The sequence below is a fragment of the Bacillus sp. AY3-1 genome, assembly GCF_008368785.1.
Taxonomy (GTDB): domain Bacteria; phylum Bacillota; class Bacilli; order Bacillales; family Bacillaceae_G; genus Bacillus_A; species Bacillus_A wiedmannii.
This window is the reverse complement of sequence record NZ_QORZ01000009.1, coordinates 47,743-69,969: the sequence shown is the minus strand read 5'-3', so window position 1 is coordinate 69,969 and position 22,227 is coordinate 47,743. Positions and strand designations below refer to the sequence as shown.

General features: G+C 38.0%; 25 protein-coding genes and 2 pseudogenes. 21 read left to right on the top strand and 6 right to left on the bottom strand.

The window, feature by feature from the left end; all coding sequences use genetic code 11:
- Positions 1-28 precede the first annotated feature (28 nt).
- Together DN389_RS05620 and DN389_RS05615 are read right to left on the bottom strand one after the other, a co-directional pair.
- Positions 29-202 (bottom strand): aspartyl-phosphate phosphatase Spo0E family protein, encoded by a 174-nt coding sequence (locus tag DN389_RS05620; protein ID WP_001054620.1) that lies wholly within the window; start codon positions 200-202, stop codon positions 29-31.
- Between the two features lie 233 nt (positions 203-435).
- Positions 436-1,506 carry an NAD(P)/FAD-dependent oxidoreductase gene (locus DN389_RS05615; protein ID WP_000682062.1) on the bottom strand — a complete coding sequence of 357 codons (1,071 nt, stop codon included), beginning with the start codon at positions 1,504-1,506 and terminating at the stop codon, positions 436-438.
- Positions 1,507-1,856: 350 nt separating this feature from the next.
- On the opposite strand from DN389_RS05615, the gene DN389_RS05610 reads away from it, so the two are divergent.
- The 6 genes from DN389_RS05610 to DN389_RS05585 all read left to right on the top strand — a co-directional run bounded on the left by DN389_RS05610 (position 1,857) and on the right by DN389_RS05585 (position 6,298).
- Positions 1,857-2,096 (top strand): YuzB family protein, encoded by a 240-nt coding sequence (locus DN389_RS05610; protein WP_000595026.1) that lies wholly within the window; start codon positions 1,857-1,859, stop codon positions 2,094-2,096.
- Between the two features lie 238 nt (positions 2,097-2,334).
- Positions 2,335-3,201, top strand: a complete 867-nt coding sequence (gene dapF / locus DN389_RS05605; RefSeq protein WP_000077407.1) for a diaminopimelate epimerase — start codon at positions 2,335-2,337, stop codon at positions 3,199-3,201.
- Between the two features lie 41 nt (positions 3,202-3,242).
- A complete protein-coding gene (locus DN389_RS05600; protein WP_000573830.1) occupies positions 3,243-3,596 on the top strand; it encodes a HesB/IscA family protein in 354 nt (117 codons plus the stop codon).
- A gap of 177 nt (positions 3,597-3,773) precedes the next feature.
- Positions 3,774-4,799, top strand: coding sequence for a tyrosine-type recombinase/integrase (locus DN389_RS05595; RefSeq protein WP_149236898.1), 1,026 nt, complete (start codon positions 3,774-3,776; stop codon positions 4,797-4,799).
- A 639-nt stretch (positions 4,800-5,438) separates the two neighbouring features.
- Positions 5,439-6,122 (top strand): hypothetical protein, encoded by a 684-nt coding sequence (locus DN389_RS05590; RefSeq protein ID WP_149236897.1) that lies wholly within the window; start codon positions 5,439-5,441, stop codon positions 6,120-6,122.
- Positions 6,119-6,298 (top strand): hypothetical protein, encoded by a 180-nt coding sequence (locus tag DN389_RS05585; protein ID WP_149236896.1) that lies wholly within the window; start codon positions 6,119-6,121, stop codon positions 6,296-6,298. Before DN389_RS05590 ends, DN389_RS05585 begins: the two co-directional genes overlap by 4 nt.
- 290 nt (positions 6,299-6,588) lie before the next feature.
- Here DN389_RS05585 and DN389_RS05580 read toward each other — a convergent pair whose 3' ends face one another.
- Both DN389_RS05580 and DN389_RS05575 read right to left on the bottom strand, forming a co-directional pair.
- Entirely contained in the window at positions 6,589-7,662 is a 1,074-nt protein-coding gene (locus tag DN389_RS05580) for an SEC-C domain-containing protein (protein WP_255450659.1), read from the bottom strand.
- Positions 7,663-9,356: 1,694 nt separating this feature from the next.
- A complete protein-coding gene (locus DN389_RS05575) occupies positions 9,357-9,932 on the bottom strand; it encodes a recombinase family protein (RefSeq protein ID WP_149236895.1) in 576 nt (191 codons plus the stop codon).
- A 1,395-nt stretch (positions 9,933-11,327) separates the two neighbouring features.
- Here DN389_RS05575 and DN389_RS05570 point away from each other — a divergent pair.
- From DN389_RS05570 to DN389_RS05510, 12 genes and pseudogenes are all read left to right on the top strand, one after another.
- Entirely contained in the window at positions 11,328-11,873 is a 546-nt protein-coding gene (locus tag DN389_RS05570; RefSeq protein ID WP_149236894.1) for a helix-turn-helix domain-containing protein, read from the top strand.
- Positions 11,874-12,124: 251 nt separating this feature from the next.
- Positions 12,125-13,246: a phage antirepressor KilAC domain-containing protein gene (locus DN389_RS05565; protein WP_179955883.1), complete on the top strand. Its 1,122-nt coding sequence runs from the start codon at positions 12,125-12,127 to the stop codon at positions 13,244-13,246.
- A gap of 74 nt (positions 13,247-13,320) precedes the next feature.
- On the top strand, positions 13,321-13,542 hold the full coding sequence (locus DN389_RS05560) for a DUF4148 domain-containing protein (protein ID WP_255450658.1): 222 nt from the start codon (positions 13,321-13,323) through the stop codon (positions 13,540-13,542).
- Between the two features lie 403 nt (positions 13,543-13,945).
- A complete protein-coding gene (locus DN389_RS05555) occupies positions 13,946-14,221 on the top strand; it encodes a transcriptional regulator (protein ID WP_098706469.1) in 276 nt (91 codons plus the stop codon).
- 16 nt (positions 14,222-14,237) lie between these two features.
- Positions 14,238-14,693: a hypothetical protein gene (locus DN389_RS05550; protein ID WP_255450657.1), complete on the top strand. Its 456-nt coding sequence runs from the start codon at positions 14,238-14,240 to the stop codon at positions 14,691-14,693.
- The gene (locus DN389_RS05545; protein WP_149236892.1) at positions 14,671-15,267 is read left to right on the top strand and encodes a hypothetical protein; all 597 of its coding nucleotides are present in this window, start codon (positions 14,671-14,673) and stop codon (positions 15,265-15,267) included. The genes DN389_RS05550 and DN389_RS05545 overlap by 23 nt, the downstream gene beginning before the upstream one ends.
- 103 nt (positions 15,268-15,370) lie before the next feature.
- Positions 15,371-16,471 (top strand): SU10 major capsid protein, encoded by a 1,101-nt coding sequence (locus tag DN389_RS05540; RefSeq protein WP_098706466.1) that lies wholly within the window; start codon positions 15,371-15,373, stop codon positions 16,469-16,471.
- Between the two features lie 68 nt (positions 16,472-16,539).
- Complete coding sequence (locus tag DN389_RS05535) at positions 16,540-16,956, top strand: hypothetical protein (protein ID WP_098706465.1); 417 nt, start codon at positions 16,540-16,542, stop codon at positions 16,954-16,956.
- Between the two features lie 207 nt (positions 16,957-17,163).
- Positions 17,164-17,601 (top strand): hypothetical protein, encoded by a 438-nt coding sequence (locus tag DN389_RS05525; RefSeq protein ID WP_149236891.1) that lies wholly within the window; start codon positions 17,164-17,166, stop codon positions 17,599-17,601.
- A 124-nt stretch (positions 17,602-17,725) separates the two neighbouring features.
- A complete protein-coding gene (locus tag DN389_RS05520; protein WP_149236890.1) occupies positions 17,726-18,277 on the top strand; it encodes a CopG family transcriptional regulator in 552 nt (183 codons plus the stop codon).
- A gap of 276 nt (positions 18,278-18,553) precedes the next feature.
- Positions 18,554-18,826, top strand: coding sequence for a hypothetical protein (locus DN389_RS05515; protein WP_098706462.1), 273 nt, complete (start codon positions 18,554-18,556; stop codon positions 18,824-18,826).
- A 212-nt stretch (positions 18,827-19,038) separates the two neighbouring features.
- A pseudogene (locus tag DN389_RS05510) lies at positions 19,039-19,131 on the top strand (iron-sulfur cluster assembly accessory protein); the annotation flags it as partial.
- Positions 19,132-19,277: 146 nt separating this feature from the next.
- On the opposite strand, the gene DN389_RS05505 reads toward DN389_RS05510, so the two are convergent.
- A complete protein-coding gene (locus DN389_RS05505; RefSeq protein ID WP_088123652.1) occupies positions 19,278-19,841 on the bottom strand; it encodes a GNAT family N-acetyltransferase in 564 nt (187 codons plus the stop codon).
- A gap of 170 nt (positions 19,842-20,011) precedes the next feature.
- Here DN389_RS05505 and DN389_RS05495 point away from each other — a divergent pair, with 170 nt between their 5' ends.
- Together DN389_RS05495 and DN389_RS05490 are read left to right on the top strand one after the other, a co-directional pair.
- Positions 20,012-20,116, top strand: a complete 105-nt coding sequence (locus DN389_RS05495; protein ID WP_149236889.1) for a methyltransferase — start codon at positions 20,012-20,014, stop codon at positions 20,114-20,116.
- Between the two features lie 105 nt (positions 20,117-20,221).
- On the top strand, positions 20,222-20,575 hold the full coding sequence (locus DN389_RS05490; protein ID WP_149236888.1) for a YxeA family protein: 354 nt from the start codon (positions 20,222-20,224) through the stop codon (positions 20,573-20,575).
- Between the two features lie 27 nt (positions 20,576-20,602).
- On the opposite strand, the gene DN389_RS05485 is transcribed toward DN389_RS05490, so the two are convergent.
- Positions 20,603-21,064 carry a 2-thiouracil desulfurase family protein gene (locus DN389_RS05485; RefSeq protein WP_098802127.1) on the bottom strand — a complete coding sequence of 154 codons (462 nt, stop codon included), beginning with the start codon at positions 21,062-21,064 and terminating at the stop codon, positions 20,603-20,605.
- 79 nt (positions 21,065-21,143) lie between these two features.
- Here DN389_RS05485 and DN389_RS05480 point away from each other — a divergent pair.
- Positions 21,144-22,025, top strand: a pseudogene (locus tag DN389_RS05480) (helix-turn-helix domain-containing protein).
- Positions 22,026-22,227: the final 202 nt, after the last annotated feature.

Here is a 22,227-nt window from a genome sequence, read left to right as displayed (position 1 = left end):
TATCGTATCAAAAAAGAGAAGGTAACGGTTATAAAGAGCAACGTTTTTTCTTCGTCTTGAGTTCTATTAATAAGTTAAGTAAACGATCTAATTCTTGGCTGAAAGAAATCACTTTATCATGAGTGAATCCGTACTTTTCAACGAGATAGATCAATTCTTTCTTCTTCGCTTCTATTCGATCGTTTAGTTTCGTTAAGTTCATAAGTGAAATGGAATACCTCCTGTAAAAGTATTTACAACATAAAAAATAAGACCGAATGACTTCGGTCTTAAAGGAAATAATAAAACAACTTATAAATAGCATACACTGTTTATCGATAGTTTTTAATATAAAAATGAAAAATAAATCATTATTCATATTGAGAAAGATGTGTCTGATAATTATATTTTAACTCATAAAAGAGACTGCCTATTTAGTAGACAGTCTGTAAAGTATTAACCTTTATGATACTTGTACATCCAAAGAAGACCGGATTTTAATAATCTCGGTACACGTCCCATTAATGGTTGGTTTGCAAGTAAACCAAAGCCGTGCTTCTTACCAAGAGAGCCGAGAACACCTTTTAATTTAATTACAGGTAGTTCGTCAGGAAGTGGTTCATTATTCCAACGTTTTAATAATATTTGGACAATTTGTTCTCCTTGACCTTCAGCAAGTTGTGCAGATGGAGCGTGTGGAAGTGCTGCGCAATCTCCTACAACATACACGTGCTCGTTATTTGGAATATTGTGATATTTTGTTAAAACAACCCGTCCGCTACCATCTTGTTCAACTGGAAGGTTTCGAACAACTTCATTTGCTTGAATACCAGCTGTCCAGACGATTGCATCACATTCAAGTGGTTCATCGTGGTTGTACACAATATTTGGTTCTACTTTTGTAATGTTAGAGTTTCGTATAATAGTAACCTTATGTTTTACGAACCATTCTTCTACGTATCTACTTAATTTCTCTGGATATGGGAATAGAATTCTATCTTTTCGATCAAATAAGTGAATTTTTAAATCAGAACGGCTTTCGCGAAGTTCACTTGCAACTTCAACGCCACTTAATCCAGCACCAACGACAGCTACTGTTGCGTTTGGTTCTAGACTATTTAATTGTTCATATGTCTTACGTGTTTGTTCAATCGATTGTAGGCTATGTGTATATTCCTTCGCCCCAGGAACGTTATGATATTTATCCTCACAGCCAAGACCGATAATTAAATCATCATATGGGATTGCTTCGCCGCCATCGAGATGAACAGCTTTTTCTTCGAGATCAATATTTGTTATTGTGCCGTATTGAATATTGAGGCGTGGGTGCTCGGGAAACGGTATACGAATATGTGTTTCTGAAATAGTACCCGCAACTAATGCATAATATTCAGTTTTGAAGCAATGGTATGGTACTTTGTCGATTAATGTCACTTGTACATCATCTGGAAGTTGGTTGCTTGGAAGTAGCCGCTGCAGAATTCTCATTCCACCGTAGCCGCCACCTAGTATTACGAGGTGTTTCATGATGGATTACCCCTTTTCTGTTGAAATATCCCCTAATCATACAATTTTATATTAATAAAATATTTTGACTTTACTCAATCAAATTATATCGAATTTGTGAACAAATAACAATGCATGAATGAATACTCTGTTGTACAATAAGAAGAAAAGTAAAGTAAACTGTTTTTCCTTTTTAATTACTATTTCATTGCGAGCAGCATGTTATATAAAATAAGTCCATCTACTTTGAAGTGAAATAGTGAAGTAACTAAATAGTTTAGAATGTATAACGAAAACAACAAGAGACAGCTTAGTTTTCTTCTTATAGATAGTCAGAAGGTAATTTGTTTTGTAGTACAGGGGGGAGAATTTTGATTAAACCATTAATTGAATTTTGTGTAGGTAACCTTGCGAGTGGTTCACAAGCAGCTTTAGAGAAATTAGAAAAAGATCCGAATTTAGATGTAATGGAATATGGTTGTTTAGGATATTGTGGTATTTGTTTTGAAGGGCCGTTTGCACTTGTAAATGGTGAAGTCGTACAAGGTGCTACAGTAGAAGAACTGGTCAATAATGTATATGAGTATTTGGATGAAAATCCAATGTTTTAAGGTGTTGCAATCAGCAGCACCTTTTTCTATTAGATAAAATCTTCTTTCGCGGGGGAGGATAATATTGTATATAAATAAAAAAGACCCTTGTAGAAGGGCTTTTTTTCTTACACAATTTGTGCAAGAATGGCTCATCGCCAAATGTTGTCAAATATGAGAAACGGGGGACATTCATATTGTGTTCTAAAAGCGTGCATTTTATACTTAAAATAACAAACTATTTTTGGAGTGAATACAAATGAGCCAATTTTCTTTTACAAAAATGCATGGTCTTGGCAATAGTTATATATATGTAAATATGTTTGAAGAACAAATTCCTGAAGAAGATTTAGTTCTTGTCGCGGAAAAGGTTTCAAATATTAATACTGGTATTGGAGCAGATGGAATGATTTTAATTTGTCCATCTGACGTAGCTCCGGTGAAAATGCGCATGTTTAATAATGATGGTTCAGAAGGAAAGAGCTGTGGTAACGGTTTACGCTGCGTAGCGAAATATGCGTATGAGCATAAACTAGTAGAAGAAACAGTTTTCAAAATTGAAACGTTAGCTGGTATTGTAACAGCGGAAGTAACGGTAGAAGAAGGGAAAGTTACATTAGCGAAAATCGATATGGGAGCACCGCGTTTAACACGTGCAGAAATACCGATGCTTGGTGAAGGTGAAACACCATTTATTCGTGAAAACTTCTTATACAATAATCATCGTTATGCATTTACAGCTGTTTCAATGGGGAATCCGCATGCGGTTATTTTTGTTGATGATGTAGAGCAAGCACCTCTTACAACACTTGGTCCAGTCCTGGAGACACATGAAATGTTCCCAGAGCGAGTAAATGTTGAATTCGTCGAGATTTTGAATGATGCAGAGATGAACTTCCGTGTTTGGGAACGTGGATCTGGTGTAACACAAGCTTGCGGAACGGGGGCGTGTGCTGCAGTTGTAGCCTCTATTTTAAATGGGAAAATGGAACGTGGTAAGGAAATTATAGTTCATTTAGCTGGTGGCGATTTAATGATTGCATGGACAGAAGAAGGTAATGTGTTAATGAAAGGACCAGCGGAAGTAATTTGCCGCGGAGTGTATGAGTACAAGATAGAAGCGTAAAGATGTATAATAGAATGAGAACAGAAAGGATGGTGTATTTCATGATTGAAGTAACAGAACAAGCAGCTTTTCAAATTAAAGATATGTTAAAAGATGCTGAAGATGGAGAGAAGTACGTGCGCCTTGCTGTACATGGCGGCGGATGTACTGGCCTTTCTTACGGCTTAGGATTTGAAGTAGAACCAAAAGAAGACGACACAGTTCTTGAATTTTTCGGTGTTGAATTTGTTATCGATACAGAAAGTGCTCCAATTGTTAAAGGAGTAAAAATTGATTATAAACAATCTATGCTTGGCGGTGGATTTACAATCGACAATCCAAACGCAATCGCATCATGCGGATGTGGATCATCTTTCCGTACGGCGACGAATGCTGGTAAGCCGGAAGAGTGCTAAGTATTTAGCTTCGTTAGTCTAAGCGAAAACTGAGTCGGCGGGTTGCGGATTATACGGTTTAGACCGCAGGAAAACAAGTATCTTTAGGGAGATAAACGACCCTAAAACGTTCAATATACGGTTGTGGAAGACGACCTTCTTAGCGATGAAATTTAATCGTTAGGGAGGTCTTTTCTTTTGGCTTTAAAGAAGAAAAAGCGTATTACAAAGATGACGAATGCTAGTAAAAAATATCCGCAACTAACTTTGGAGCAAGCGTTAGATATTGTTATTTCGGGAAAACGTGCGGAAGGTTGTCGAGATAGAACGTTAAGAGACTATACGAAGATGTGGGGATATTTTACCGATTGGTTGCTCGATAATTACGAAGTTAAATATATCGACGAACTAACAACAGAAACATTTCGCAACTATATCAACTACATGAAATACGATAAGAAGCGTTATGAAGGGCATAAATTTATTGACGCTGACAAGCAAGGGATTGGTTTATGCGATACGACAATAAACATTAATATTCGTACATTACGAGCACTACTCAACCATTTATATAGAGAGGAATTAATCGAGATTAATCCTATAGAAAAGATTAAGCTATTGCGGCAGGATATCGATTTAACAAATTCATTTACCGATGAAGAAGTAAAGAGAATATTGCGGCAACCTAACCTGCGAGACTTCGTAGGGTTTCGGGATTTTGTAGGAATAAATGTTTTACTAGATTCGGGACTACGTATACAGGAGTTAATGGGATTACGTGCAGCGGATATTGATTTTAAAACCCGCTTTATTACGATTCAATCCGATAAAAGTAAAAATAGGAAGTCTCGATTAGTGCCCGTCTCTACTCATGTGACTAAATTATTATTGCAGCTTATAAACGAGAACCAAGCGCATTTTAAAACAGAGCGGATATTTTTGTCTAGCTATGGCGAGCCATTAGGTGCAAATCACTTTAATAAGCGTCTAAAGTATTACGCAGAGAAAGCGGATATTAAAGATAAGAAAGTAACTGCACATGTTTATCGTCATACATGGGCTAAGAATATGATCTTAAATGGTTGTGATGCATTCACATTACAAAAGATTGGTGGTTGGTCGGATATTCGTACAATGCGACGTTATATACAAATGGACGTTAAGGAGATGCGTAAGAGTCATGATGAGTATTCACCATTAACAAAATTAAGAAGAATAAGATAAAGAAAAAAGTCCCCGACGGCAATCGGAGACTCAAAACATACACACATCTAAACTGAATACAGGACAAGCCGTATCAGTCCGATCATCTACTTTGCATTCTATCGAAAAAATTCGAAGATTGCAAGGCGTCTTTAGTAATGTCTTTTTAGGTACTGATGCGGTAAGTCAACAAGCGGAAGCCGTACCGCTATAAAAACGTAAAAGGGGAGCTAGACCGCCGCAAACACTAGCGCTACACGATTAACGTAATTCCGTTCCCTTACGTGTGTAGGTCTAGTGGGTAGCGCACATAATCGGCTAGGGTGGTGTTTGTTGCGATTACGATCGCAGGAATCAACGAAAGATATCGCATACAGGGGCAAACTTGTATGTAGAAAGTCGTTGAGTACGGAAGTACACGGGCAGGAACGGCAAGTACTAGAGACCTCGTTATGCGTGACATGACGCTAGTTTGATCCGCTTCTCTATTCGCATTCACTGCGAGTAGGGAACGAACTCGCGCCTATTTCCTGTTATCGCTCCATTCTGCTAGTAAGTGCGTCACCGATTGTCAATAGCATAAATTCGATATTGAACGCCACTAGCGGAGTGAGTTGAATATCGGGGGTACAGGTGCTATAAAAGGTGGAAGACTTACGTATGCAGAAACGACTTACTATCGGACAGTACGCAAATGAAGGCGAAAATATAAAAGAAACATTGAATAGAATAGCGATACTAGCTAAAAAAGAAGTGGAAGATTATTACATAGGAATATACAATAATAAATATAGAACGATGATAAAAGCGCATTACATACCGTTAATAGAACGACTAGCCAATGATAATTGGCATCGTATAAACAATGAGATACATTTCATCGATGATTGTTTCCGTAGAATAAGATATGCAATTAGAACGTTTGATGTAGAGCGAGGAGACTTCGACAAAAGAGTGAAGTACTTTATCTATCGATCGTTACGAGATTATTGCGGAAGAAGAGGCGGAAAACGATACAAGATAACGCTTATAGAAGATAGTAACACATTTAAAGCGTTGGACTGTACAGATACTACGGAAGAAAAAGCAATCGATAATATGAGTACATACGAAGAGACATACGCAAGGTTATACCAGAATATATGCGTGAAGGAAATAGATTTTATTGTATTAGACACTATGATACATACCGCGAAGAATTACGATAAGGTTACGGAGGCTGAAATCTCTAGAGCACTATCGAAAAAGACGGGGCGATCATTTGATTCCGCTAGAAGTACGATAAGAAGTTTTAAGAAGAGACTGCGAAAAAGGAACGTCAGAAGGGAGGATACTATAGCGTGAGGAACAAGCGTAAGGAAAGGTATCTAATTATATTCGCATTTTTATTTATGTGCGCAGCGAAGGCATTCGGCAATCTATACGTAGCAGCGTTTGGCGTGGCGTTTGGATTATCGGTAGGTTTGGCGTGTGTAACCGACATTATACTGAGAAGAAGAGACAAAGATACTCGCGAGTGATCGGATTAATAATTTTAATGTGTGAATGAAAGGAAGAAAAAGAAGCGAAGCAATACAAGTTGACAGAAGAAGATAAGGCGAGAATCCTACGTCAAAAAAAACGATGGAATACGCCTAGCGGTGGTATCGGCGCTACGTGGCAAGATGAATTGAAAGAAATGGAAGAGAAGGGAGGATGATAAGTAGCCCCCCCTTTTTTTGCACGCGGATTATTTGTTAAATCTTTATTAGTGGTCCCGCCACATGCCCATTAAGTATTATAAGTACTTATCTTCGTTCGAAATTAATTTTCAATTAGGATATTTTATATTTGCAAATAGGTCTTTTTCTCCATCTTTAGATATTACAAAACGTGCTTCATATTTTTTAAATTCCTCATAGAGCTTAATTCTGTCTTGTTCATATTCGTTAAAATCATCCACAAATTTCTTATCTTGTCCTAATATATCTAAAAGTTCAAAAATTGAAGTCTCCACATCAGATATATATTCATTAACTTGAGGTGTCGATAGTTTCTGCTCACTTGGTCTATGTACCAATGAATTCCTTATTTCTACACCTTTTTGTATTGATTTGAGTTTTGAACATTTTTTTCCAGTAATAGATTCCAACATTTTTCCATACATTTTATACAGTGGCGGAGATGGCATTTCTAACACAATGAAGTTTAATTTTTCATCGTAATTCATATAAAATTCTTTAACCGCTAATTCAGCAGCAATAGTAGCGTTAATCCATTTAATTTCATTTTCTTCTTCATTCTTAGCTTTTATTAAATACTTAAAAGCTATAAAAGGTAATCTTTCATTATTTAACTGTCTCTGTATATAATCCTTTCTTTCTTGAGTTAGATTATAAGACTGTTTAAATATAATATGTGCTTCTAAATCAATAGGACCTTTTTTCCAAGTTTTTTGATCAATACTAAATGTATTTGTCGCTGCATTTGTTAACCTGCCATTATGATTGATAAACAATGCTAGATGAATCCAATTTGTTAAATCATCAATTGCTGAAGATAATGGCGACCATAAATCTTTGATTATCATAATTACATCATCGGAAACCGTTTTTTCCATACATTTAATATTCGCATGTTCTTCTAAAAGTGTCTTTACTACACGGTTAGAAACCGCTCTTTTTTGAAATGCTATAAATTTACCTTCGTTAACATCCAATTCTATTTTAATATCACCATATGAAAATGAAAAATCCTCAAGTTCTTCAGATATACATAATTCAAACAATAGTTTTTGTTCAGCCTTAAGATAAATAATTTTTTCTTCATCATCCATAGTTTTGCAACAGTTTTTATACTTTTTTCCACTTCCACAAGGACATTTCATATTACTAGTAAGTTTCAATAGTAATTCCCCCCTCTTTCCACGCCATACATATATCAATATATCCATACTTTTATTATACAACACATTAACGTACAAGCGCCTTTTTTGGATATGATCCCGCGGAAAGTAAAAGCGAAATAGCTAGAAGATTAGAGATGACGGTGCCATCACTGCGGTGCGTTCGCTGGTTAGGCGAAAGAGGGCGGTATGGGTCGGTACATAAAGGGGGATTAGGTGGATTGGCGAACTGAGCGGATCAGTACAAGACGCGGCAAAGGTCGGAAAATGTTAGCGAACGGAACCCGACTATACCACCAGCAGCATAAGATTGACGAACGAAGGGGGCGGAGTTCGCTTGAAGCGAATTTTTTAGCTTAACTCGCTTGTAACTTGACTCTGAGTTAAGTTATAATATTGCTATAAGGATACTAAAAGTATCCACTATGATAAAAAAGTTAGCATAATGATCCTGATGGCGGGGGATGAAAGTCGCTTTTGGGGATACATGAGTTCACTTAAAGTTAACCTGTTAGATTATTTTTTTATCTGTATGTTGCCTAAGGGGCAACAATGAGCTAAATGTTCTCAAAATGAAGACTTTGCATACTTAATTAGCAAACTACAGGTTTATAAGTAATATTCTACATTAGATGTGGAATACTATATAAAGAAAAAAGTCTCTCAAGTGCTACCAACACTGAAAGACTTTAGATAAAAATATTACTTCTTTCCTTTGCTCATGTTAATCATTCCCATAACAACCATGAGTAAAGAGCAAACCGCAGTAACGGTGATTGCATCCATATGTATTCACCACCTTACGAAGCTTGTCGTACTACCAATACGACGGGCTTTTTTCGTATATTTGTATTATAACCTATCTTGGTTATAGATTCCAAAAGTTATTTTCTATACATATATCTTGTGTTTTATTTTGAAACTATTAGGGATAAATCTAAAGTGATCATGACTTACTATGCTTTGAAGCATGCAAAATGGTATAATAGTTTTCTAACACTTCTAATAGCGATTGTACGTCTGGCAGAAGCGGTCTACGTAGTTGTGGAAATTCTGCGTAGGCTATGGGGTTGTGCTCCGACGCTCTTACGTTGGATATAGCGCAGCTCCTTTTTATTTATATATAATATCGTGTATTTTGAATGTAAGTGCTAATGTAAACTTGTATAATATCTCCGATGAAACGGAGGGGTTTTTTCTATTTAATAACGTAAAACTTATCGTAAATTATGCAATATATGCGCTAATAGAAATCTAAGGATCGATTAAAATCGATAAGGAATATCGATGCACAAACGTTACAATCTCGCTATTCTATTTACGTAATGTAAACTTTCAATAATTCGATAAAATAGCGGTTGATATACCGATAGGGGGTATAAAGTAATGCCGACAATTACCGTCATATCAACGTTTAAAGCGCTTTTATATCGATAGGGATTCGCTAATACACTGATACGATAGAGGTATCGCTAGGATTACAAATGTTTACGTAGAATCGATTACGGGGCGTTTGTAAGGTGATAGGAAGGCGTTAGAATTTGTATTATGTGGTGCGATAAAATGGCGTGAGCGGCTTCGTATGGCTTCGTTTATTTCCGATTTCATCAGCACCGCAGGGATTTAAAGGACTAACTTTGAAATCAGGGGGTTTATGTGTTCGGTAATATCTGCGCACAAAAAGAAGACACCGATCAAATTCCGATGCCTTCGCTCTTTAATTTACGTGCGTGTCGTTGTAATGTGCTCATTGATATTCCCGTAACTTCCGATAATTGACGGAAACTATATTTCATTTCTGATTTTAATCGCATAGCTTCATCTAATTTCTTGTTATTGTGGACTTTTGGGCGACCTTCCGTAAAATTCGGGTTCTGTTTAGCGAGCGCCTTTCCTTCCTGCGTACGTTCTACGATCAAATTACGTTCCATTTCCGCTACTGCTAACATAGTTTGCATAAAAAAGCGTCCCATAGTCGTATTTTCTAGTAACCCAACGTTTAAAACGTGAACCTTTACGCCTCTATTAAAAAGATCTTCGATTATGGCGATACCTTCTTTTGTATTACGAGCCAAACGATCCAGTTTCGTTACTACGAGCGTATCTTCTTCGCATAGTACTTCGAGTACCTTCGTTAATTCGGGACGATCTGTCATTGTGCCCGTAAACTTTTCCGAATAAATAACTTCGCAGCCTTCATCTTTTAGCGTTTGTAATTGTGTCTCGAATTCCTGCGCCATTGTACTAACACGAGCATATCCATATTTCATTATAATTCCCCATTTCTGCGCCGTACCTTTTGACATAAAGATATGACATAAGTTGATATCCTTATATTACTGAATTCTAATTTTTATGTCAATACTTAAGAGTTATGACATAAAAAAATATGACATTACCCACGGCAGCTATTGTATATCTCATAGGGCGCACCATATACCGTATTTTCTAGCGACCACACCGCAGTATGTATATTTCACAACCCCGCTATACTATTTCACAATAGGCGCATACCTTATCAGATATCCCCGATATATGTTACCTCGATATAACAAGCCCGCCATATGTCCGCACACATAGTCGTCATATGTCGTCTCACATTCGTTCTATATTATCGTTACCAATCGTCTACATACATTAATGTCATAAGACTACACGCTAACATATCGATACGTCTACACGACTACATCGCACATCTATACGACATCATACTATATCACTACAAGGTCATAGCGTCTCGCGTAACGGCTGCTGCGTCCACTGTATGCAATTGTATTCGGTTCTATTTAAAATCTGTGAGAAAGGATTGTGAGGAGAGTTGTAAAACGTCTGTCTTCGCTCTCTTAATCGTTGTCTTCGAAGTGATTCGAGTATCTTCGTTCATCTTTCTTCTATTAAAAAGAATAAAAGAATTTAATTAAACTTCTTTCTACGAATTACTTCGATTAACAAGCGAATTAACAACGCAGCTAAAAAAGCTATTAACAGAGTCTTCTAACAGGTGAATGAAAGTGTCGAAGTGTTCGCCGTGAATGTCTCGCAGCGAGCCGAAGGAAATGAGAGCAGGACACGCCACACCAACCGCCCATTCGAACGAAAAATTTCACCGACCCCCATGCCACCCCGCCGACACCGTTCAGCTACCTGTTTCACCTAGTACACGCCATTTTTACCTCGAAGGGTTTATACGCAGCAGCTAACGTTTTACCCAACCCCACCCGAAACCTAGCGATTACACTTCGTAAAAAATCCGCTCACAATTTTTAAACTCATAGCGTTATTTGTCGTCTCTCTTCCTATATAAACGTTTATCGAAGCTGCTGCGCATTTTTATGAATTGACTATCTATTGACCCGAATTAAATCGCAGCTACGTTTATATAAGCGTAAGAAGATAAGCGAGACAGTAAAAAGAAATATTATCGCATCAACCGAAACACAAAATAACAGGCGTTTATATAAATGTAAGCAGATTAGAGGCATGATTAAGTTTTGTGCGTGTTAGCTATCTTAATTAAATATTGTGCGTGTATAGGTGATAAAAAGTGTGCGAGTAAATGATTTGAGACTGTGTGTTAATAAGAATTAAAAATAAGAATTAAGAATAAGAAAATATATTTATTCTGTTATTTAAAAAGATACGCAGCAATAAGGAGGAAAAGGGAAATGAAGGCAGAGGAAATAAGGATCGATGCGTGTACAGAGATATATAACAAAGAGACTGCAAATGGTGCGTTTTATCGCATATGTCAGGATCTCGATTTTTATCAATACATTCCGAAGTATAAGGCATCGATGTCAATATTATACGGGATTATCGCAAATTATTATAACTCAGAACGCGGATATGCGTACCCGACTCAATATCAGTTATTAGAAAGATATGCAACTTCGATTGGAACGCTGCGCAGCCATCTGAGAACACTGGAAGATGTCGGATTAATTACGATCTATAAAAATAAGATCGGCAATAATAACTGTTACGTTCCGCATACTCCGTTATCTAAAGAGAAGCTATTCGAGAAATGCCCGCAGATTAGGGCGATCTATGACGAAAAAATGACCTGGATTAAGAGGCGCGAGCATGAAGATCGTAGCAGGTTGGACGAACTAAACTCGAAGATTAAAGAGCGTCAGAAAGCGGACGAGGCTGCGAAATTAGAAAAAGAAGTTGTATCAGTTCAGGAAGAACTCGAGGGTATGGACTTTTAAGAAGCGCGCCGCAGTAAGGTCGCTGATTATTCTACGAAACTAGGAATAAAGGAGGCGGATCTAATAATCCAATTGTCTGCGGACTGTACTGCGATCAATTCGAAAACAACGGATGAAGGAAAATTGTACCCTTCGTACAAGAAAAACGAAAAAGATTCGCTAGAAATTAAGTTCAATGATATGAAGGATCTCGATAACTGGGATTATGAAAATAACAAACCACTAAAATAAAAATTATGGAGGCTATAAAAATGAAAACTACAAACGCGAGAATTAAAGAGTCAGATATGGGATTGTTAGAAATTAATCATGCAGCAGCAGCGGGAAACGGTTCGGCGTGGGCGACAGTTGAGGGGCGTACAAATAAACCGACGTTTTTCACACCAGTACCCGTTAATGCGGTGAAAGAAATCGAGGAAACTGCGGATAAAACGCCGTCAAATACGGAAGTAATCACGGAATCTATCGATCTAACAGATCCGAAAAACGTCGTGCAGCGTGACGAATATATTAAAAAGACCGAAGTATTATCGAAGGTTAAAGGATTACTACTATTAGAGGGTACGGAACTAGCTACGGCTCGACAAATCGCGGAATACTATGAAACTGGAATCGAAGCTATTCGAACTATCATTAAGCGTCACCGATCGGAATTAGAGAGCGATGGGATGACCCTGTATAAAAGAAAGGATTTAGATGAAATTAGATGTCTAGTTCAAGATGAACCAAACATAAATAAAGACCTATCACCAAAAACACCACAAGTCTTATTATTCCCTAAGAGATCTGTTCTACGTATCGGAATGTTACTGAGAGATAGCGATATTGCACAGAAGATTCGTACTACGTTACTAGATATCGAAGAGGCTGCGACAGACCAACAACGTACGTCGGCAATCGATCAAGAAGATGCGCTACTACTCGCGATGATAAAAGCAAAAGATCCCGTATCGAGTGCAGCAGCAATCGCAGAATATACAGAGTTTCAAAGTTCACGAATTAAAGAGGCGGAAGCAGCAGCGGCGAAGTACGAAGAAAAGGCGAATAAATTCGATTACGTAACGGATCAATCGGGACTGTTAACGTATGGCAACGTAGGGAAGACGTATTTAAATGGCGTATCAGCGAAGGTAATCACGCAATTCTTAATCGATCAAAACGTGTTGTACAAGCGTGTGACGGACGGTGTTCGATTATATAAAAAAGGTTACGAGAAATACTTCAAGATCGTTACATATGCGGAAGGGCATAGACACGTAAAGGCTACGCTAGAGGGTGCGCTATTCATTAAGGATCTATACGAGAAGCACGGAAATGAGGGCGAAGGAAATGCAGGAGCGGGACAGGCGTCGAAATTGTGCCGCGAATTTTAAATCGCCTTAGACAACTGATCGATATAAATATGTACACAAAACTAAAATACTTCAAATAAAAGGGAGAAATGAAAATGACACACATCAAAAATAAATCAAGAGCACAACGAACAAGCGAATTATCTAAGGTTATCGCCGAGGGTCGTCAAAAATACGGTGAGCATCACATTATCGTAAATAAAGAGACGGAAGCGCGCCCGAACTGGGTTGCAGTACCTAGAAAGCTGAAAGGATCGGCGGGCATAAAAACGCCTGATATATTCGATCCTTCGCGGTATCGAAATCCCGCTAAATAAAGGACAAGATCTCTTTAACTAGGATTACGAAACGAACGAAAAAAATATAAGAAAGAATAATTGGAGGCAATAAAAAGAAATACAAAAAGTTTGTATAGAATATACAATTAAATATTAAACAGGACTACATATATAGTAGGAAGAAGACTTCCTTGTCATCCCCTTAGTTACTCTTTTCGTAGTGTCAGCCGTAGATTATTCCCAATCTGCGGTAATGGCACATTGATAAATTAACAAATATATCGCACTTGGCGCGGAAACGTCTTATTAAAAATAACGACCTGACGCGCGTAAATAATCGTTAACCTCTTCTTATAAGCTCGATTACACTGGCGGGGTTACCTACCCGCTCTTTTTTTAATCTCACATGTATAAAATACACGAAACAAGGAGGCGAAATGCAATGCACAACCAACCGTCATATACTGCGTCATTACTTGTATTAATTCTAAAGCTCGCACAGATTACGCAATTCGAACTAGCGAATCTATTAGGAACGACACAGGCGAGCGTATCACGCTATATATCAGGCGATCAAAAGTTACCATCAGAGAAAGCTGAACTTCTTACGCAGATCATCGGCGAACATAATCTATTTTTATTACAAACGTTCGACGGCAGCATGATCGCCATAGGAAACGATTTGGAAAAACGAATGAAAACGAAAGAAGGCGACTGATATGAAGCCGTTAATTGTGGCTAACTTGCATGAGCTGCGGGGTAAATCCTTCTTAGTTGCTTGCCTTTATAGAGATGGCGCATTACTGACTCAAGTCATATCACCTTTAGAGGAGAAGCCACTAGCCGAGAAATTACGAGAGATCGTGTACCTAAACTGCGAAGACTTTCCAAGTTTTGCTATGTGGACAAGCACAGAAGATATATATCTTGCGTGTTTAGATGCACCCGATATCATGGGACACTATAGAACACAGGAAGATACAAGCGAAACGCTTAGATGTTTCGAAGATGAGCGTACACAAATCGCTTTAATCGATGTATACGAGCTGAAAGATCCGAATGAAATAACACAAACAAATCCAATACCGAAGTGGCGTATGAAACTAATCTCGCTGCTGCGAAAGTGTATCGAACTACTAGAGGGAAATACGAAAGGGGAGATCAAAGATGGAATGGAAACTATACGATGAATTCGTAGTACAAAACGATAAAGCGAAGGGGTTTGTCGCAAATTATCGAGAAAAGGTACAAACTGCGAAAGATGCCGTAACGTCTGCTACAAAGGCGTATGAAGTGATTCTCCAAAAGGAATTCGCAGGTGAAAAAGTAGCGACGCAAAAGAAGGCAGCGCTCGCCGATATCGAAAAGGCTCAGGCTGCGTTGAAAGTCACCGAAGGCGAGTACAGTAAGGCGAATGATTATGCGATGGCGAATTTAGCAGGTACGATCACACTCGACGACCTTGCTCGTGATTGGCGGAATAGCTTCGTACCAGCCTTACGGCAAGAGCAGGTCGATCCACTGCGTCAGAAGGCGGAGCAAGGGTTACGAGATTATTTCGAAGCAGTCGTAGGAATCCTACAAATCGAAAGCGAGAATAAGTGGGCAGTAGACTTCATGAACGAACGTTTTAGAAGTCGAAAGGGTGCTCGTCCTCTTATGCAGAATGTGGCAGGTATCGGAGATATTCCCGTACCGCCGAACGATAACGATTGGAATAATATCTTGAAGTACAAACAAATACCTGCGAGATTCAAGGGATAAGCGATATTTAAAGGCAAATCGCCTATTAATATAAATAAAACAAAAAGGAAAGTCATCTGTTTAATCAGGTGACTTTTTTCTAATTCTAAGGGGGAAATAAAAAATGGTAAAAACATATTCTAATGAACTAATCGGCGTCAAAGAAAGCGTAACGGATGAGATGTTGTTACTTAATCCACTACAAACGCCAATGCTAGATCTAGTAGGCTTCGGACAAGCAGTTACGAACGTCGAACACGTTTGGTTCGAAGATGAAATGTTCGAGCAAGAAACGAAACTTAATGCGGCATTAGATGCATCAGCTACAGAAATCAAAGTCGCTAGCGTCGAGGCGTTCCGATTCGGTGCGGTTATTCGCATAGATGACGAATTGATCTTAGTAACGAAGGTCGATGCAGGTGCTAAAAAGTTAACAGTAGTTCGTGGATATGCGGAAACGGAAGCGGAAGCACACGAAGCAGAGGAAACAGTAGAGTTCATGTTCGTAGAAGGTCATGAAGGCGCAGATGCTCGTGACACCCGTTACAAACCACGTAAGCGCGTTTCTAACTTAACACAGATTTTCGACGAGACAGTCGAGTTAACAGGTACGGCGCAGGCGATCGCGCAATATGGCGTAGATAATGCGTTCGAATATGAGAAGCAAAAGAAACAACTAGAATTAGCGCTACAACTAGAAAAGGCGGTTATTAACGGTATTCGCTATGAGAGAGGCAATACACGTATGATGCGCGGCATACGTGCGTTTATCCAAACAAACGTTATCAAAGCGGAGGGCGCAGAAATTGCAGACGAGCATCTAACCGAAGCGTTCCGCTTAATCTTCGAAAAAGGCGGATCTAATACGGGCGGTAACTACAAAATTATCGTGGGTGCGGATCAGAAAATCGCTATCTCAGCTTTCCAAAATGCGCTAGTTCGCTTAGATCGTTTAGATAACGGTCGTGGAAACGTAGTGGATCACTTCGTATCTGACTTCGGTAACGCGGAAATCGTTCTAAACAACAACTTACGAAGCGACGAGATCTTCGTAGTAGATGCGAATCGCCTATCTATCCGCCCATTAGTAGGTCGTGAATTCGGTCATGAGTACTTAGGTAAGAAAGGCGATTACATGAAAGGGATGTTAGTCGGCGAATATACGTTAGAATTCCTACAAGAAGCGGCACACGCTAAAATCGTAGGACTTGCAATTAAGAAATAAAAGTAATCGAAATAGATCGGCTAGGGCTTCGGCTCTAGTCGTTTTTTTCGTATAAGGATGGCGATAGAATGACGAAATATACGGATAGAATCGAAGCAGCAAACGAACATATCGACACCTTCGTAATTTCGAGTGAGGATTGGCACGACGCAGACGACGATAAGAAAGTTCGTCTTATGAATGCGGCAGGTAGATCGTTACATAAGCAATTCGATGGCTGCGTCATTCCCGATAATGCGATATACGAATTCAGCGCATATTTAGCGATTGTATATAACGATACGAACAAAATGCAGCAGCAAGGGATCGCATCGTTTAGTGTTACGGGCGTAGGTTCTTTCACGTTTAAAGAAAACAATGTCAAAAGTGCGGTAGGTCAATCGCTAGAGGGTTTAATCCCCGATAGTGTACTCGAATTAATCGAAGAAGTTAACGAAGATCTACACGTATCAGGGCGCGGATGTGGCAAAGTTCGATATCACTAAGGGAGGTATTTCATTCGGCGTATCTACGTCAGTACAGGAAGTTACGGTCGACCAGTTCGGTGAAACGCCTGTAAAATCGATCATGAAAGGTCGTAAAGCAGAAACGACTGTACCGTTCGCATTGCACGACTTAAAGCGACTGGGCAAAGTAATGCCAAACTCTAAATACGTAGAGCAAGGCGAATCAGCCCGAAGAAAAGCCCGTCTATGTTCGTATCTTCGAATCTATCTCACGCACAGTGCACAGTATCGGAAACATTCTCACGAGCTGAAAAGCGACACAACGGCGGTACACTATCGCAAGTAACGAAACGTCCGAAGTATCATAACGGCGGTAATCCACGTGGACTAGCTGCGGGACATCGACCGAAATTCGACGAAGTAGATGTACGTCTACTCAAAAATGAAATGGTTCTAACACAAGCGCAACAGGCGGGGTTATTCAACTTACTTCGTACTGCGAATCGACCGACTACGGCAGCGGCATATGGACAATCAAATCAATCGAAGCCTTCGAATAACAAGACGGTGACGAATCATTTCCATATTGCAGAGATGAACGTACGCGACGATCACGATATCGAAAGGATTGCGGCAGAATTAAAACAAATGGAGCGATCAAAAGCTCGGGCAAGGGGTATATAGTAACGAAGATTGACGGGATATTCCCCGTCTTTCTTTTATTTCATATGAAATTATGCATTTATATTTATTTCGCAATTTGCGAAACATTATAATAGAAAGAGAGGCATAAAAGGGGGAAACAACTATGAATATAAAAGAGTTATTACAGATGTTGAAAGAAAAGAGAGTATTAATAGTAGCAAAAGAAATTGGGATAAGTCATAAGAAGTTATCGAAGGCACTGAAAGCAGCAGGTTACGAATATAACCGCGGTTTAGGTTGGCACTTTACGTCTAAAGGTGAACAACCTTTGGATGCGGATATTAGAGAGTTTATAGTAGATACTGATAATTCGCGATCGGAAATGCCAAACGATGGTTTAACGAAAAATGAAGTGAACATGCTGCGGGAGATAATTAACGGATGGGATACGACTCAAAATGTCGTTAATGCAATCTCACAACAAAAAGAAAAGATTTCGAAACCTAGTGATTCGCAGAAGAATACAAAGCCAATTCATTCGTTATATATGCGCGTTAGGGAAGGTGGATCGAAAGAAAAGGTTAGTAGGACGGTGAATCTCGACAAGGGGACATGTTCGCAATTAGGTACCTTCGAAGATGTGGTTCGAATCAATCGTGATGACATTATAGAGATTGCGCTTCGTGAGTTCTTCGAGAAATATAAGGCGCAATAGTTACGAGAGGGGGCGTGGATTTTATTATCTGCGTCTTTTTTTGGCTATAAGTGCGGAAGGGTACGCCGAGATTCGCAATTTAAGACGATTAGAAATAGTTTTACGGGGGATAAGTTAATTAATTGCGAGGATATTTAAGTCATTTGTTTTTTCTGATAGGGAGGATTTTGGTAAAATAATACTAGTAGATTTACTAACAGAAAGGGGCAAACTATAATACATAATTTAATTGAATATTTATCAAAAAGTCGAGAAATTACGTTACTTGACACGTTAATGGTCGCAATCATCGGCGGTATTGTTAGCGGTTTAGTCGTATACCTTATACCTAAAGTAGCAGGTTTAGTATTTAAGCTTGGAAAAAATTCTATTGTGAAATTAAAGAAAAAGATTAGATATTATAGAGGGCATATTTCACTGTCAGAGTACCTAGCATTAAAGAAGAAATCACCTGAAAAGATGTCTACTATAGAAAAGAAGATTCTAGAAAAAGCTGATCGTAGATTTATGGAGAGGCTTAATAAAAATGCAGAAAGAGAAGTGGAATAAATTATATTTTGTTTGTCATTTTTATGGATATTTGATACACATTTATTAGATATCTCTTGTATCTGCATAAAAGTTTGGGTAGAATGTAGATAACGAGGTACATCGTTAAGAATGCGTGATGTACACAACCTTATTGAACGAAAACAATCATAGTAAATCGGTACGAGTATTGATATTACTGCGTATTAGTCTAACATAAACTGACCGTATAATTTACAATCGACAATCCAAACGCAATCGCATCATGCGGATGTGGATCATCTTTCCGTACGGCGACGAATGCTGGTAAGCCGGAAGAGTGCTAAGCTTTTAGCAGAAATAGAAAAAGACCTTTTTAGCGATGAAATAAAATCGTTAAGGAGGTCTTTTCTTTTGTTGCCAAAAATTAAAAACGTCGCCTTCCAAATTTAAAAACCACTCTCAAGATATGTTGCATAACGAATTTTAAAATCTAATTTATCTTTGCATAGATGCAAGTATCAGTTAGTTGTTTGCCGTCAGCTGAAAGATCTTCGTTACGTAATGTCCCTTCAAGCTCAAAACCTAGTTTTTCAGGAATCGCACGACTTTTCTTGTTATTACATTCACATCGTATTTCAATCCTTCTAAATTTGAATAACTGAAATCCAAGGTTTATTAACGCACTTACTGTTTCTGTCATATATCCATGACCACTAAATTGCGTGTTAATCCAGTATCCAACTTCACATTTAGAAACTTTCCAATCAATTGCGTGAAGGCTGGCAGTTCCGATAAAAGCATTCGTCTCCTTATGGTAGATAAGATAGCGAAAGCTTTCTCTTTTCAAAAAATCTATATGTGCATTTCTCAGGAGAATTTCCGTTTCTTCAACAGTAGGAATTGACTGGAATAAAAGCAGCCATTGCTTTAATTCACTAATGGAATCTTTAATAGCTTCGTGTACTATATCCCCTTCACCAGCTTGAAGTGGAGCTCGAAGAATGAGTCTGTCTGTTTCTATTTGTAACGGAACATCCAATAAAATAGGATTCATATTATTTCTCCCCTCAAAAGCTAGAAAACAATAAATATATATTCAATTCATCATTTAGAAATCCCTTTTCACATATTGAAAACGAAACCGCTAGTTGGTTGAGTAAGGAATTATTATTTTTCATCTATTTTCTTACGATTGTTGTCTTTTGCATAATTAGAGGTTGGTTTATGTGTATGAAGAATTTTAATGAAGTAGTAGCAACTCATCCAAGTTTAGAGTCCGTACTTATTCCAATTGGTGATGGGATGACGGTTTCTAAAGTGAAGAAATAATTATTATCTTACAAAAGTGTAATGTTCATGTCATGTTTTTGAATTTCTTCTTTAAAGCTTAGGCTTTAAGATAACAATATAAGAAAAACACATGAGGTGAAGGAAATGAAAAGATATATTGCACTTTTTAGTATTTTAGTTGTATTTGCAAGCCTATTAGTTGGTTGTGATTTAAATCGTATGGGTAAAGATGAGTATTATGTTCAAATTACAGTAGATGGAAAAGAGTATAATGGTAAATCTGATAATGGTGAGCCGTATAAAAATTACGAATATAAGTTAACTGGATTTGATAAAGAAGGTAAAGAGAAAGAATTAGAATTTACTGCACAAAAAAACTTACGTAAAGATGCATTCTTACGTGTATATCACTCAGATAAAAAAGGTGTAACAGCTTGGGAAGAAGTGAAGAAAGACGAGCTTCCTACGAAAGTGAAAGAAAAATTAGATGCGAAATAAGAAAGAAAAAGGAATTGACGAACAGGGTCAATTCCTTTTCTCTTTCTCAAAATCCTCTTCTGAAATGACTTTAAATCCGTGTCTTTTGAATAAAGCAGTTGTTACCCCGTAACCAGTTTGTTTATTCCCGTTAAATTCTCCAGTGTAAATTGTAGAGCTACCACAAGATGGACTGCGTTCCTTTAAAATAATATATTCTGGATGTAAATCTTTCATTTTTTCTAGAGCTTTATAAGCACCGCTCACGAAAGCGTCTGTAACATCTTCACCGTCTTTTGTCATCACTTTCGCTTTTCCATCTAAAACATCATCGCCATTCCCACCAATAATTTCAGCTGAAGGACGAGGCGTTGGTAATCCTCCTAATACTTCAGGACAAATGAGGACTGTATCTTCTTGTTGGAGTAGCTCCTCTATTTTTGAAACGAGATTGTCGTTTCCATCATACCGACAAGCGATACCACCTAAACAAGCGCTAATTACAATCATATTTTCATCTCCACTAAAAAATATTAAATATCACGCCAATTTCTCTTCCCGCTTCTTACCTATAAATGAGGTGATAAAAATGGGAAGCTTATATAATCTAATGAAACCATACAGTGAATTTCGAAGTAAAGAAGAGTTTAATACATATCAAAAAGAAGTTTTAAAGTACTATCGATTTGAATTAAATAAAACGGATGCTACCATTATTCATTTTTTAGGAAAGTATGCAGTGAATGAGAAACAGAAAACAGTGGGCGTTGCTTGTCCGTTAATGGAGACGATTGCTACAAATGTTGGAAAGAGTATTCGTACAGTACGCCGCTCAATTGCAAAGTTAGAGGAACTAGGAATTATAAAGCGTGTTGCGACAAAAGAAAGACATAAACGCGGCGGGTATAGTGCGAACTTATATGTATTTCTTATATCTGCAATTGACCGCATGGATGACCGTATGAAAATGTCCGCATGTGAAAGTGAGGATCGTGCAGCTGGCTGTAGTAAAAATGTGCAAAAAAATAAGGGGGAAACAATTCTTTCTAAAAACATTCCACAAATAAAAGAGAATAGAAAAGAAACGTACGAACTTGATGAGACGTATTGCCGCCACGATATACCGAAGCCTTTTATATACGCACTTGTACCGATGACGAGTAATCCGAAGAAGATTAATATATTTTGGAGTAAGGTGGAACTTGCATATAAAAAGAGCGGGTTACTAGAGCAAGGTGTGTTACTGGAGCAAATATTAGCTGATGAAGAAGTGTATGGAAATTTCATTTGGTGAGTAAAGAGTGTTGTGAGAGCGTATAAATACGGGGAAATCCGTAAAAATGTTAAGGCTCTTTTATACAGTACAGTGCGGGATCTATTTTTAGAGGTTGGATTAGAATGGGGAGCAGCTGTGAGAAGAAGTAAGGGGATACCGTTATTTGATCCGTTTAAAAAAGAGCCATGCGTATAACACATGACTCCAAGTGTGGCTTTAAAATAGTGTTTGATCAAAATTACCTTTCAAACTCGTATTTTACGTTAAATAAAAGGAATCCGTTTTGAAAAAAGATTGATCAAAACGGATTCTTCTCTTGTGAATTAGTATAGATCTTTTATAAAAAAGTTTGATTATTTTATGCCTGTGATCTTCCACAATCGCGCACTTTAATGGA

Excerpts from the sequence above, each read along its gene's own strand:
- DN389_RS05620 (WP_001054620.1), bottom strand. The coding sequence starts at position 202 with ATGAACTTAACGAAACTAAACGATCGAATAGAAGCGAAGAAGAAAGAA.
- DN389_RS05615 (WP_000682062.1), bottom strand. The coding sequence starts at position 1,506 with ATGAAACACCTCGTAATACTAGGTGGCGGCTACGGTGGAATGAGAATT.
- dapF (WP_000077407.1), top strand. The coding sequence starts at position 2,335 with ATGAGCCAATTTTCTTTTACAAAAATGCATGGTCTTGGCAATAGTTAT.
- DN389_RS05600 (WP_000573830.1), top strand. The coding sequence starts at position 3,243 with ATGATTGAAGTAACAGAACAAGCAGCTTTTCAAATTAAAGATATGTTA.
- DN389_RS05590 (WP_149236897.1), top strand. The coding sequence starts at position 5,439 with ATGCAGAAACGACTTACTATCGGACAGTACGCAAATGAAGGCGAAAAT.
- DN389_RS05575 (WP_149236895.1), bottom strand. The coding sequence starts at position 9,932 with ATGAAATATGGATATGCTCGTGTTAGTACAATGGCGCAGGAATTCGAG.
- DN389_RS05570 (WP_149236894.1), top strand. The coding sequence starts at position 11,328 with ATGAAGGCAGAGGAAATAAGGATCGATGCGTGTACAGAGATATATAAC.
- DN389_RS05565 (WP_179955883.1), top strand. The coding sequence starts at position 12,125 with ATGAAAACTACAAACGCGAGAATTAAAGAGTCAGATATGGGATTGTTA.
- DN389_RS05560 (WP_255450658.1), top strand. The coding sequence starts at position 13,321 with ATGACACACATCAAAAATAAATCAAGAGCACAACGAACAAGCGAATTA.
- DN389_RS05555 (WP_098706469.1), top strand. The coding sequence starts at position 13,946 with ATGCACAACCAACCGTCATATACTGCGTCATTACTTGTATTAATTCTA.
- DN389_RS05545 (WP_149236892.1), top strand. The coding sequence starts at position 14,671 with ATGGAATGGAAACTATACGATGAATTCGTAGTACAAAACGATAAAGCG.
- DN389_RS05540 (WP_098706466.1), top strand. The coding sequence starts at position 15,371 with ATGGTAAAAACATATTCTAATGAACTAATCGGCGTCAAAGAAAGCGTA.
- DN389_RS05535 (WP_098706465.1), top strand. The coding sequence starts at position 16,540 with ATGACGAAATATACGGATAGAATCGAAGCAGCAAACGAACATATCGAC.
- DN389_RS05525 (WP_149236891.1), top strand. The coding sequence starts at position 17,164 with ATGTTCGTATCTTCGAATCTATCTCACGCACAGTGCACAGTATCGGAA.
- DN389_RS05520 (WP_149236890.1), top strand. The coding sequence starts at position 17,726 with ATGAATATAAAAGAGTTATTACAGATGTTGAAAGAAAAGAGAGTATTA.
- DN389_RS05515 (WP_098706462.1), top strand. The coding sequence starts at position 18,554 with ATGGTCGCAATCATCGGCGGTATTGTTAGCGGTTTAGTCGTATACCTT.
- DN389_RS05505 (WP_088123652.1), bottom strand. The coding sequence starts at position 19,841 with ATGAATCCTATTTTATTGGATGTTCCGTTACAAATAGAAACAGACAGA.
- DN389_RS05495 (WP_149236889.1), top strand. The coding sequence starts at position 20,012 with ATGTGTATGAAGAATTTTAATGAAGTAGTAGCAACTCATCCAAGTTTA.
- DN389_RS05490 (WP_149236888.1), top strand. The coding sequence starts at position 20,222 with ATGAAAAGATATATTGCACTTTTTAGTATTTTAGTTGTATTTGCAAGC.
- DN389_RS05485 (WP_098802127.1), bottom strand. The coding sequence starts at position 21,064 with ATGATTGTAATTAGCGCTTGTTTAGGTGGTATCGCTTGTCGGTATGAT.